Here is an 11,989-nt window from a genome sequence, read left to right on the forward strand (position 1 = left end):
GGCGCGAGCTGCACCGTGACCCTCGCCGCCCAGCCGGGTCTTCGAGCCTGGGCCGTTCGGCGCCGGTCAGCCGCCGTGTCCGGCGCATCATCGCCATCCGGGCGGCGAGCGCGCCCTGACCGGGCTGGGGCGCCGCCCGCTGGACGCCGTCGACCTGCGCCGGATCGATCTGCAGACCCTCCGGCACGGGCTGGACATGCTGCGGCTGGGGGCTAACGACAGCGGGGTGCTTCCCGCCTTCTGGCGCACCGTGGCGTCGAGCGGCGGCCGGTTCGCCATGCTGTGCGCCGAGATGCAGCACGAGCCGGCGCCCGGCGCCCTGCTGGTCGAGGTCATGGGCGGGCTGGAGCAGGCGTCCGCCGAGCTCATCGGCGAGGCCGTCTCGCATTTCGAGACCGCCTCCCAGGGCGTGATCCTGCACATCGCGCCGGACGTCGGCGCGGCGCGGCGGCTGGGAGGAACGGGGGTGCGCTGCATCTCCATCGACTTCGCCGGGGTCGCCCATGACAGCGTCCGCGACTGGGCGCCCGCGGCCGAGTTGATCCAGACCGCCCGGCGGTCCTGCCCGCAGGTCATGCTGCTGAATCTGCGTCCCGACCGAGGGCTGGCGGCCCATGCGGCGGGGGCGACCCACGCGGTCTTCGCCGGGATGGACGCCGTCACCGTCTGACGGCGGTTGACGAGGCCTCCGGGCGAGGGCCTTGTGCGCGCCATGCAACCGACCTTGCCCGCCCGCCTGTACGGATGCCCGGACGCCTGGGCCCGCGAGCGGTCGGCCGTGTTCGGCCGGGCCTGGCTGTTCCTGGGTCACGAGGCCGAGGCGCCCGAGCCGGGGGACTGGATCGCCGCCGACATCGCCGGTCACCGGCTGGCGATGGTCCGCGGCAAGGACGGCGTCCTGCGCGCCTTCCACAACGTCTGCCGTCACCGCGCCGGCCCGCTGGTGGTGGGAGAGAAAGGCAACTGCGGGGCCGAGCTGGTCTGCGCCTACCACGGCTGGCGCTACATGCTGGACGGCCGGCTGAGGTCGGCGGTCGGCTTCGGGGCGGCGGACGGCTTCGACCCGCGCGAGTTCGGCCTGCTGCCGGTGCGGCTGGAGACCTGGCGCGGGCTGGCGTTCGCGACCCTGGACCCGGAGGCGGCCTCTCTCGAGGACCATGTCGCGACCCTGGAGGCCCTGCTGGCGGAACGGGGACTGGAGATCGCGCGCCCGGCGCTGCGCCGGACCCACGACCTGGCCTGCGACTGGAAGACCTACGCCGAGAACTACCTTGAGGGCTATCACATCGGCTCGGTGCACCCGGTGCTGGCGAACGAGCTCGGCTCGGCCGAGTATCGGGTCCGGGTCGAGGGGGAGTTGGTCGTGCAGGAGGCCGTGGGGGTGAACGACGGGCCCCAGGCCGGCGTCTGGGGCTGGCTGTGGCCCAACCTGGGAATCAACGTCTACCGCGACGGGGCCATGATCGAGCGGATGACGCCGGTCGGTCCCGGACGAACCCGCCTGGACTATCTGTTCCTGAACGACGGCGGCGAGGCCGCGCTGGGCGACGCCCTGGCCGCTTCGGACCGTCTGACCGGCGAGGACGCCGCCATCTGCGAAGCGGTCCAGGCCAACCTGTCCGCCGGCGCCTACGACCGGGGCGTGCTCAGTCCCCGGCAAGAGGCCGCGGTCGCCTGGTTCCAGTCCCGCATCGCCGAGGTTCATGCATGACCCAGACGTCCGATCCCACGACCCAGACCGGAAATCTGGCCGACGACGTCCTGGCCGAGGACGTGATGGCGACCACAAGGGCAAGCTGGGCTGGGGCCTGGCGGCGCTGGTGGTGGCCGGCAACATGATCGGCTCGGGCGTCTATCTGCTGCCCGCGACCCTGGCGCCGGTCGGCAGCTCCAGCGTGATCGGCTGGGTCGCGGCCGGGATCGGGGCGGTGACCCTGGCGCTGGTGTTTGCGGCCCTGGGCCGGATGCAGCCGGACGCGGACGGCCTGACGGGTTTCGCCGAGCGGGGGCTGGGCCGCTTCTTCGGCTTCCAGACGGCGCTCGCCTTCTGGACGGCCTGCCTGGTGGGCAATGTCGCGATCACGGTGGCGGCGACCGGATACCTGGCCTTCTTCTTCCCGGTGCTGAAGCAGCCCGTCGCGGCGACGCTGTGCAATCTGGCCCTGATCTGGCTGGCGACCGGAGCCTATATCCTGGGCGCCCGGGCCGCGTCGCGGTTCGCGGCCCTGGCGCTGGCGATCGGCCTGGCCCCCCTGGCGGTGGCGGTCGTGGCGGGCGTGATCGCCTTCGACCCCGAAGTCTTCGCCGCCTCGTGGAGCCCGTCGGGCGACACCCTGGCGCACAGCGTGCCGGCCTCGCTGGCGGTGATCTTCTGGGCCTTCCTGGGTGTCGAGAGCGCCGCGGTCCTGTCGTCGCGGGTGCGCCATCCGGCCCGCGATGTCGGCCGCGCCTCCATCGCCGGGGTGCTGCTGGCTTCGGTGGTCTATGTCGCGGCCAGCGTGGCGGTGTTCGGCGTGATCCCGGCGACCGTGCTGGCCCAGTCGTCCAGCCCCTATGCGGACCTTACCGCGCGGGTCTTCGGGGCCTCGATCGGCGGCCTGGTGGCGGCCTGCGCGGTCGTCAAGGCCGTCGGCACCCTGGGCGGCTGGGTGATGCTGGGCGGGGAGACGGCGCGGGCGGCCGCCTGCCACGGCTATCTGCCGTCCGGTTTCGGCCAGGGCCAGAGGACGCCGATCGCCAACCCGCTGCTGGGCGGGGCGATCATGAGCGTCGTGGCGGTGATCTCGGGCCAGCCCACGCTGGGCGGTCAGTTCGGCATGCTGATCGGCGTGACCTCGGTGCTCAGCCTGGTGGTCTACGGCCTGTGCTCAGCCTCGCTGTTCCGCATGGCGCGCTGGACCCGGGCGCGCCTGATCGGGGCCCTGGGCCTGCTGTTCACCACGGCCGCGGTGGCCGCGGCGGCCCCGGGATACATCCTTCCGACGGCGGGCTTCTTCGTGGTGACCAGCGCGGCTTGGCTGCTATTCCTCAGAAAGTCGCCGTCGCGCGTTGACCCGGCCCCTTCGGGGGCCTAACCACGCCGCCGTTTGCCCGCCGGTTGTCGGCGATACGGAGCGCGCCATGACCCACCAGCTTCTTCCCGGCGTCACCGGCGTCCTGGCGCTGGCGGATGGCACGATCCTGCAGGGCGTGGGCTGCGGCGCGACCGGTTCGGCCCTGGGCGAGGTGGTCTTCAACACCGCCATGACCGGCTATCAGGAGATCCTGACCGACCCGTCCTACATGAGCCAGATCCTGGCCTTCACCTTCCCCCATGTCGGCAATGTGGGCGTGAACGTCGAGGACATCGAGCAGATCGGCGGGGGATCGGACACCTCGGCGCGCGGCGCGATCTTCCGCGACGTTCCGACCGATCCGGCCAACTGGCGGGCCGACGGCACATTCGACGACTGGATGAAGCGCCGACGGCGTCGTCGGCCTGGCGGGCGTCGACACCCGCGCCCTGACCGCCCTGATCCGCGACGGCGGCGCGCCCCACGCGGTGATCGCCCACGACCCGGACGGAAACTTCGACCTGGACGCCCTGGTCGCCCAGGCCAAGGCCTGGACCGGCCTGGTCGGGCTGGACCTGGCCAAGCCGGCCTCGACCCTGCAGGCGTTCCAGTGGGACGAGGGGCTGTGGGACTGGCCGGAAGGCCACCCGCGCGTGGACGCAGCGGACAAGTCGGTCGTGGTCATCGACTACGGCGTGAAGAGGAACATCCTGCGGGCGCTGGCCTCGACCGGCGCGAAGATCACCGTGGTGCCGGCGACGACGACGGCCGAGGAGGTCCTGGCGCGCGACCCCGACGGCGTGGTCCTGTCCAACGGCCCGGGCGACCCGGCGGCGACCGGCGAGTACGCGGTGCCCGAGATCAGGAAGCTGGTCGACAGCGGCAAGCCGATCTTCGGCATCTGCCTGGGCCACCAGATGCTGGCCCTGGCGCTGGGCGCCAAGACCGTCAAGATGGACCAGGGCCACCACGGCGCGAACCATCCGGTGAAGGACCTGACGACCGGCAAGGTCGAGATCGTGTCGATGAACCACGGCTTCACCGTCGACCGCGACAGCCTGCCCGACGCGGTCGAGGAGACGCACGTCAGCCTGTTCGACGGCACCAACTGCGGCATCGCCCTGAAGGACCGCCCGGTGTTCAGCGTCCAGCACCACCCGGAAGCCTCGCCCGGGCCGACGGACAGCCTGTATCTGTTCCAGCGCTTCGCGGATTCGATGAAGGGCTGATGATCTGGCGCGCCGGCCCGGCGCGATGCAGACTAGTGGCGACACCTTGGGGGAGGATCGCCCATGACCGCCCAGACTGTCGAACGGCCCCATGAAACACCGCCGGCGCCCCTCGCTTCACGGCGGTCGGCGTGACCCGATCCGGCGCGCTTCGCATCGACGCCGTCGACGCCCTCCGGGGGCTGGTGATCGTCGTCATGGTGCTGGACCATGTCCGGGACTTCTTCCACGCCACCGCCTTCACAGCCGATCCCATGGCGCTGGATTCCGGAAATCCCGCGCTGTTTCTCACCCGTTGGGCGACCCATCTGTGCGCGCCGACCTTCGTCTTTCTCGCCGGCCTGTCGGTCTGGCTGCAGAAGGCGAACGGAAAGAGCCCCGGCGACCTGTCGAAATTCCTGGTGACGCGCGGCGTCTGGTTGATCGTGCTCGAGTTCACGCTGATCGGCCTCGGCTTCAATTTCGGCTGGTGGCTCTTCGCCCAGGTCATCTGGGCGATCGGCTTCGGCATGATCGTGCTCGCCGGGCTGCATCGCCTGCCGCGCCTCGCCATCCTGGCCATCGGCGTCGCCGTCATCGTCGGGCATCCGCTGCTCGGCCTCCTGTCCCCCGCCCTGTTTGGGCCGCTCGAGCCGATCTGGCGGATGCTGGCGGTGCGGGGGCCGGCGCCGACCGACGCGGGGTTGCTGCTGGTCGCCTATCCGGCGATCCCCTGGATGGGAATCCTGCTGCTCGGCTACGGACTGGCGGGGTCTCTGACCGATGCGGACGGGCTGCGGCGCGGACGAATCCTGCTGGCGGCCGGCGGATTTCTGGCCCTGTTCGCGATCGGGCGCGGCTTCAATCTGCCAGGCTTCGATCCCATCCCGTGGATCGCCCAGGACGGTGCGCTATGGACTGCCTTCAGCATCGTCAGCACCAACAAATATCCCCCGTCTCCGGCCTATGTTCTGCTGATGATCGGTCTGGCCTTCCTTCTGCTGGCCGCTTTCGATCGGGTGCGTGGGTTGCGCGTCAGGCCGCTGCTGGCCTTCGGTCGCACGCCGCTGTTCACCTATCTGCTGCACGTCTGGATCGCGCATGCGCTGGCGGTGGCCATCGGGCTGGCGGTCGGCGTTCCGCCCTCGGCCTTCGTCGACACGATCACCGACCCGTCCCGCCTCATCGAGGCCGGCTGGGGTTTCGGTCTGGGAGGCGTCTACCTGGCCTGGCTCGCCGTTCTGATCCTGCTGTACCCGCTGTCGCGCTGGTTCGAGGGCGTGAAACGCCGTCGCCGCGACTGGTGGCTGGGCTATCTGTAGGCGTCAGGGCAGGGGCGCGAAGCGCGTCTCTTCGCGCAGGGCGGCCGCCTTCCTCACCGCCGCCGGCGCCGCGTGCAGCCAGTAGTCGGCGTCCTCGGGCCGCTGGGCGCGCCGTCGCTCCGCGCCTCTCATCCGACGGAGCGCGGCGTTCTGCAGCAGACGGGCGTGCAGGGCGCGGGGCGGCAGGGCGGGAATGGCGGGGGAACCGGGGACGGCGACGGCGTCGGGGCCTTGGGGCTCCACCGCCGGACGGGCGATGGCGATGAACATGGGAGGGAAATCTCGCTCTCGATCGGCCCGGCGCGGTTCGCCGCAGAGGCCGCACAATCCCGTCCGGTTCTGGGACGGAGCCTATGGTTAATCCACAGGGCCTGTGGATAGTTCCATGGAAATATGCGAAAAATCAGACGCTTACGGCTGCGTTTTCGCCATAGTGGTTAACGAAACCTAAATGACGCCCCTGGCCTGAGTCGCGCGCTATAAGGCGACGGTGCGTTTCGATGATCGCTTCCTCGAGGAACTGAAGGCCCGCCTTCGGCCGTCCGATATCATCGGGCGGACGGTGAAGCTCAAGCGCCAGGGGCGCGAATACGTCGGCCTGTCGCCCTTCACCAAGGAGAAGTCCCCGTCGTTCTTCGTCAACGACGACAAGGGCTTCTTCCACGACTTCAGCTCGGGCAAGCACGGCGACGTCATCAGCTTCCTGCAGGAGACCGAACGCTTAAGCTTCGTCGAAGCCGTGCAGCGGCTGGCCGGCGAGGCCGGCATGGCCCTGCCGGCCGAGGATCCGCAGGCCCAGGAGCGCGAGCAGAAGCGCCAGGGGCTGAGCGACTGGATGGACCTGGCCCAGAAATGGTTCGCCGCCAACCTGCGCCGGTCGCCCGGCAAGGCGGCGCGCGAATACCTGGAGAAGCGGGGCCTGCCGGAGGACCAGTGGGAGCGGTTCGGCCTGGGCTATGCGCCCAACGACCGGGAGGGGTTGAAGAACGCCCTGATCCAGCGCGGCGCCAAGCCGGGCGACCTGGTCGAGGCCGGCATGCTCATCGCGCCAGAGGGCGGCGGGGCGCCCTACGATCGGTTCCGCGACCGGCTAATGTTCCCGATCCTGGACGCGCGGGGCCGGATCGTCAGCTTCGGCGGACGGGCGATGAACCCGGACGACCGGGCCAAATATCTGAACGGACCGGAGAGCCCGCTCTTCCACAAGGGCGCGACCCTGTACGGCCTGCCCGAAGCGCGCCGCATCCTGGGGGCCGAGAGCAAGTCGGATCAGGCCATCGTGGTGGTCGAAGGCTATATGGACGTCATCGCGTGCCAGCGGGCGGGGGTGCCGGCCGTCGCGCCGATGGGCACCGCCCTGACCGAAGAGCAGATGGAGCGGCTGTGGCGGGTGTCGTCCGAGCCGGTGCTGTGCTTCGACGGGGACGCCGCCGGGCGGCGGGCCGCCTACCGGGCCATCGACCGGGCCCTGCCGCAGCTGAAGCCGGGCCGGTCCTTCCGCTTCGCTCTTCTGGAGGGCGGCAAGGATCCGGACGACATCCTGCGCGACCAGGGCGCGCCGGCGCTGCGCCAGGCCTTATCGACGACCCGGCCCTTCGCCGAGGTGCTGTTCCAGAAGGAGGCTGAGGCCGAGCCGCTGGACACGCCCGAGCGCCGCGCCGGGTTCAAGGGCCGGCTGCGCCAGCAGGCCTCGGCCATCCAAGACCGGGACCTGGCCGAGCAATATCGGCGCGAGCTGTTCGACCGGTTCGACGCCGCCTTTCCGTCGCGCCGAGCTCCGCAGGCTCCGGGTGGAGCGGGCGGCCACGGCGGCCGCCGCTGGGGACCGCCGCCGGTGCTGGGCCAGACGGCCGAAGGCGCCCCAGGCCATGCAGTCGCTGAGCCGCGCCATCGAGCCGGTGGCCGCGGCCTCGCCCACGGCGCCATCGACGATCCGGAACGGATGGACGACCATCTGGAGGCCATCGCCGCCCACGGCTTCGGCGATCCGTCGCTGGACGGCCTGGCCCAGGAGATGGTCCGCCTGCGGTTCTCGGGCCAGGACCTTGACTCGGCGGCCCTGCGTCGCCATCTGGCGCAATCGGGTCATGACGTCTTGATGCGCGAGGTCGAGAAGGCGGCGGCGAAGTCCGGCGCGCCTTTCCTGGCTGCAGACAAGCCCCTCGGCGAGACGAGGATCCGATGGTCGCAGGCGTTCGACGCGCTCACCCGTGTCGCCGCCTTGGAAGACGCCCTGTCTTCGGCGCGCAGCGTGCCGGGGCAGGACGAGGCGTTCCGCCGGCTGAAGGCCGAGCGGGATGCGTTGCGTCGCGCGATCAAGACCGGAGAAATTTGGGAAGACAGTTCGGGGGCGTAACCAACGCCCTCGCCACACGTTGTATTTGGCAGGCGGCCTGATCAGCCGCCGCCCGGAGAAGAGACTGAATGAGCGCCCAGACCGAGACGCAGGAAGCCGAAGTTCAGAGCGACGGCCCGCTGCTCGACCTCACCGACGCCGGCGTCAAGAAATTCATCAAGCAGGCCAAGGCCCGCGGCTATGTGACGATGGAGGAGCTGAACAAGGTCCTGCCGTCCGAAGAGGTGACCCCCGACCAGATCGAGGACACCCTGGCGATGCTGTCCGAAATGGGCGTCAACGTCGTCGAGGCCGAGGAAGACGCCGAGCAGAAGGACGGCGAGGGCGGCGAAGTCGCCGAGCGCGCCGAGACCTCGGTCGCCGAAACGCCCGCCAAGGCCGCCTATGACCGCACCGACGACCCGGTGCGCATGTACCTGCGCGAGATGGGCTCGGTCGAGCTCTTGAGCCGCGAGGGCGAGATCGCCATCGCCAAGCGCATCGAGGCGGGCCGCGACGCCATGATCTCGGGCCTGTGCGAGAGCGCCCTGACGTTCGAGGCCATCATGGTCTGGCGCGACGAACTGGCCAACAACCGCATCCTGCTGCGCGAGGTCATCGACCTGGACGCCACCTACGGCGTGCTGAACCCGTCGTCCCTGCCGCACAACCAGCCCCCCGCCGGCGAAGCCGCCGAGGAAGAGGCCGAGGAGGAGGCGCCCGCCGGCGAGAAGCCCGAGGGCGACGACGAGGACGACGATTTCGACGATGGCGGCGGCATGTCGATCTCGGCGCTGGAAGCCGAGCTGCGGGACGGCGTCATGGAGGTCCTGGACGCGATCGCGGCCGACTTTGGCGCCTTCCGCAAGCTGCAGGACAAGCTGGTCGAGGCGCGGCTGAAGGGCGAGGTCCTGAACGCCAAGGACCAGAAGGCGTACGACACCCTGACGGCGACCATCTCGGGCCGCCTGAAGACGATGAAGCTGAACAACAACCGCATCGAGGCGCTGGTCGAGCAGCTGTACGCGATCAACAAGCGCCTGATGGGGCTGGAAGGCCGGCTGCTGCGCCTGGCCGACAGCTACGGCATCTCGCGTCCCGAGTTCCTGAAGTCCTACTTCGGCAAGGAGCTGGACCCGAACTGGGCCGAGGGCGTCAAGGACATGGGCGTGCGCTGGACCAAGTTCAGCGACAACGAGGCGACTCAGATCGCCCAGATCCGCGGCGACGTGGCCGCCGTGGCCACCGAGGCTGGCCTGCCGATCGACGACTACCGCCGCATCGTCCAGACGGTCCAGAAGGGCGAGCGCGAGGCCCGCCAGGCCAAGAAGGAGATGGTCGAGGCCAACCTGCGCCTGGTGATCTCCATCGCCAAGAAATACACCAACCGCGGCCTGCAGTTCCTGGACCTTATCCAGGAGGGCAACATCGGCCTGATGAAGGCGGTCGACAAGTTCGAGTACCGCCGCGGCTACAAGTTCTCGACCTACGCCACCTGGTGGATCCGTCAGGCCATCACCCGCTCGATCGCCGACCAGGCGCGGACCATCCGCATCCCGGTGCACATGATCGAGACGATCAACAAGATCGTCCGCACCAGCCGCCAGATGCTGCACGAGATCGGCCGCGAGCCGACCCCGGAGGAGCTGGCCGAGAAGCTGGCCATGCCGCTGGAGAAGGTGCGCAAGGTCCTGAAGATCGCCAAGGAGCCGATCTCGCTGGAGACCCCGATCGGCGACGAGGAAGACTCGCACCTGGGCGACTTCATCGAGGACAAGAACGCTGTCCTGCCGATCGACGCCGCCATCCAGTCGAACCTGCGCGAGACCACGACCCGGGTTCTGGCGTCGCTGACGCCGCGCGAGGAGCGGGTGCTGCGCATGCGCTTCGGCATCGGCATGAACACCGACCACACCCTGGAAGAGGTCGGCCAGCAGTTCAGCGTGACCCGCGAACGCATCCGCCAGATCGAGGCCAAGGCCCTGCGCAAGCTCAAGCACCCGAGCCGGTCGCGGAAGCTGCGGAGCTTCCTGGACAGCTGAGATGTAAACCAGGGGTTGCGTTTTTCGCAAATCCAGATTGCATTCAAGCTTCACCATTGGGGAAGCTTGAATGCCGGCTTACGTCAAGACGATCCTGTGTCTGGCCAACTCCTACAAGACCTCGGGTCGGTGTCTGGCCGGCGTCGAGCGCCTGCCGGACGGCTCCATGGCGTGGATTCGGCCGGTCAGCACCCGCGAGCACGGAGAAGTCTCGGAACAGGAGCGAATGTTCGCCAACGGTCAGGATCCGCGCGTCGGCGATATCGTGAATGTGCCGCTGCTCCGTCCGAGCCCGCATGGCTATCAGACGGAAAACCACCTGTTGGACTCGCGTTCGCATTGGAGCTTCGCGCGGCGGGCGGCGTGGGAAGAAATCCTATCGGTCATCGACAGGACGGCGCGACCGCTGTGGGGAACGGGCTCGTCGAGCAGTCACGGGCGCAACGACCGAGTCCGGGAGGTCCTGACGCGGCCAGCGGAGGGCTCGCTGAGGCTGATCGAGATCCAGGACTTGGAGGTCCGGCTAGAGAACGAACGGTCCCGTTTCGGCGACAAGCGAAAGCTGAGGGGAGCGTTCACGCACCAGGGCGCGCAGTATCTGCTTGGCATCACCGATCCGATTGTCCGCCGGCAGTATTTTTCGGTCCGGATGGCCGGTTTCCCGTCGGACGAGCGCTGCTATGCGTGAGTCTGGGCGATGCGTTCAACGGCTACGCCTACAAGCTGATCGCCGCTGTCATCACGCCCGACAATTGATACACTTCGGCGTGGCGCACGAACCGGACGAAACCTGCATCCTCAGCATCGGCCATTCGACGCTGGCCTATGAGGAGTTCGTCGCGCGCCTGAAGGCGGCCGGGGTCACCGCCGTCGCCGACGTCCGGACCTCGCCCTTTTCGCGCGCCTTTCCCCAGTACAACCGAGACGTTCTGAAGGAGGCCCTGGCGCGCGACGGGGTCGCCTATGTGTTCCTGGGACGGGAATTGGGCGGGCGGCCGGAGGCGGCGGACTGCTACACCGACGGCGTCGCCGACTATGAGAAGATGGCGCGGACGGCGGATTTCCACCGAGGACTGGAGCGGCTGCAGGGCGGCGCCCGGACCTATCGCATCGCCATGATGTGTTCCGAGCGCAGCCCGCTGGACTGCCATCGCTGCCTTCTTGTCGGCCGCGCCCTGGCCGAGCGCGGCGTGTCGGTGGCGCACATCCTCGGCGCGGGCGACCTAGCGACCCAGGCCGATATCGAGACGCGCCTTCTGGCCATGACGAACAAGACCCACGACGACATGTTCGCGAGCGAGGCGGATCGGCTTCGCGACGCTTATCGGGAGCGCGGGCGCAAGGTGGCGTTCGCTGAACCTCCTCCCGAAGAGAAGACCCGGTTGGCAGGCTAGACACGATGACCAAGACCACCGTCGCCACCATCGGCTTCACGAAAACCAACGCCGAAGGCTTCTTCGAACGGCTGCTGAAGGCCGGCGTCAAGAAGGTGGTGGACGTGCGCCTGCACAACACCTCCCAACTCGCCGGCTTCGCCAAGGCGGACGACCTGGCCTATTTCCTGAAGAAGCTCGGCGGCATCCAGTACGTCCACCAGCCCCTGCTGGCTCCCACGGATGACATCCTGAAGGCCTTCAAGAAGGAAAAGGGGGACTGGGCCGTGTACGAGCCCCGCTTCCTCGATCTGATGAAGCAGCGAAAGATCGAGACGCGCCTGCGTCCTGACATGTTCGAGGGCGCCTGCCTGCTGTGTTCGGAAGCCACTCCTCACCATTGCCACCGACGGCTGGTCATCGAGTACCTGAACGATCGGTGGGGCGGCGCGCTGGAAGCGAAGCACCTCTAAGGCCCAAGCCGTCGCCCGGCTCGGCCTAGGCGGCCGCGCGCGCGTCCGCGGTCTGGGCGGCGAAGAGGGTCATGGACTTGGCGACCTCGCGGCGGATCCAGTCCATGAAGGCGCGTTCCGGGGCGCTGTGGGCGCGGCGCCGTCCTGACCGGTACAGGCGGTAGCAGGCGTCCAGGGGGCGCG

At 69.2% G+C, this 11,989-nt stretch carries 12 protein-coding genes and 1 pseudogene; 11 read left to right on the top strand and 2 right to left on the bottom strand.

The window, feature by feature from the left end:
• The coding region (locus tag AC2W7C_RS06425) for a hypothetical protein (RefSeq protein WP_486000700.1) at positions 1 to 187 on the bottom strand (187 nt) is incomplete at its 3' end.
• A 9-nt stretch (positions 188 to 196) separates the two neighbouring features.
• Between AC2W7C_RS06425 and AC2W7C_RS06430 the strand changes: the two genes are divergently transcribed.
• From AC2W7C_RS06430 to AC2W7C_RS06455, 6 genes and pseudogenes are all read left to right on the top strand, one after another.
• On the top strand, positions 197 to 670 hold the full coding sequence (locus AC2W7C_RS06430) for a hypothetical protein (RefSeq protein WP_486000701.1): 474 nt from the start codon (positions 197 to 199) through the stop codon (positions 668 to 670).
• A 42-nt stretch (positions 671 to 712) separates the two neighbouring features.
• Positions 713 to 1,711 carry an aromatic ring-hydroxylating oxygenase subunit alpha gene (locus AC2W7C_RS06435; RefSeq protein WP_486000702.1) on the top strand — a complete coding sequence of 333 codons (999 nt, stop codon included), beginning with the start codon at positions 713 to 715 and terminating at the stop codon, positions 1,709 to 1,711.
• Positions 1,708 to 1,839 (top strand): hypothetical protein, encoded by a 132-nt coding sequence (locus tag AC2W7C_RS06440; RefSeq protein WP_486000703.1) that lies wholly within the window; start codon positions 1,708 to 1,710, stop codon positions 1,837 to 1,839. The genes AC2W7C_RS06435 and AC2W7C_RS06440 overlap by 4 nt, the downstream gene beginning before the upstream one ends.
• Complete coding sequence (locus AC2W7C_RS06445) at positions 1,821 to 3,074, top strand: amino acid permease (protein ID WP_486000704.1); 1,254 nt, start codon at positions 1,821 to 1,823, stop codon at positions 3,072 to 3,074. The genes AC2W7C_RS06440 and AC2W7C_RS06445 overlap by 19 nt, the downstream gene beginning before the upstream one ends.
• A 46-nt stretch (positions 3,075 to 3,120) precedes the next feature.
• Positions 3,121 to 4,282 (top strand): annotated as a pseudogene (gene carA / locus AC2W7C_RS06450) (glutamine-hydrolyzing carbamoyl-phosphate synthase small subunit).
• A 131-nt stretch (positions 4,283 to 4,413) separates the two neighbouring features.
• Positions 4,414 to 5,583, top strand: coding sequence for an acetyltransferase domain-containing protein (locus AC2W7C_RS06455; RefSeq protein WP_486000705.1), 1,170 nt, complete (start codon positions 4,414 to 4,416; stop codon positions 5,581 to 5,583).
• Positions 5,584 to 5,586: 3 nt separating this feature from the next.
• Here AC2W7C_RS06455 and AC2W7C_RS06460 read toward each other — a convergent pair whose 3' ends face one another.
• Entirely contained in the window at positions 5,587 to 5,853 is a 267-nt protein-coding gene (locus tag AC2W7C_RS06460; RefSeq protein ID WP_486000706.1) for a hypothetical protein, read from the bottom strand.
• A 220-nt stretch (positions 5,854 to 6,073) separates the two neighbouring features.
• On the opposite strand from AC2W7C_RS06460, the gene dnaG reads away from it, so the two are divergent.
• From dnaG to AC2W7C_RS06485, 5 genes are all read left to right on the top strand, one after another.
• Complete coding sequence (gene dnaG / locus AC2W7C_RS06465) at positions 6,074 to 7,939, top strand: DNA primase (RefSeq protein ID WP_486000707.1); 1,866 nt, start codon at positions 6,074 to 6,076, stop codon at positions 7,937 to 7,939.
• A gap of 68 nt (positions 7,940 to 8,007) precedes the next feature.
• Positions 8,008 to 9,960, top strand: a complete 1,953-nt coding sequence (gene rpoD / locus AC2W7C_RS06470) for an RNA polymerase sigma factor RpoD (protein ID WP_486000708.1) — start codon at positions 8,008 to 8,010, stop codon at positions 9,958 to 9,960.
• Between the two features lie 70 nt (positions 9,961 to 10,030).
• A complete protein-coding gene (locus AC2W7C_RS06475) occupies positions 10,031 to 10,648 on the top strand; it encodes a dual OB domain-containing protein (RefSeq protein WP_486000709.1) in 618 nt (205 codons plus the stop codon).
• A 79-nt stretch (positions 10,649 to 10,727) separates the two neighbouring features.
• Entirely contained in the window at positions 10,728 to 11,354 is a 627-nt protein-coding gene (locus AC2W7C_RS06480) for a DUF488 domain-containing protein (protein ID WP_486000710.1), read from the top strand.
• Positions 11,355 to 11,359: 5 nt separating this feature from the next.
• On the top strand, positions 11,360 to 11,806 hold the full coding sequence (locus AC2W7C_RS06485; RefSeq protein WP_486000711.1) for a DUF488 domain-containing protein: 447 nt from the start codon (positions 11,360 to 11,362) through the stop codon (positions 11,804 to 11,806).
• The last annotated feature ends 183 nt before the right edge of the window (positions 11,807 to 11,989 follow it).

The sequence above is a fragment of the Brevundimonas sp. CURTG3B2_SDJG genome (assembly GCF_057364705.1).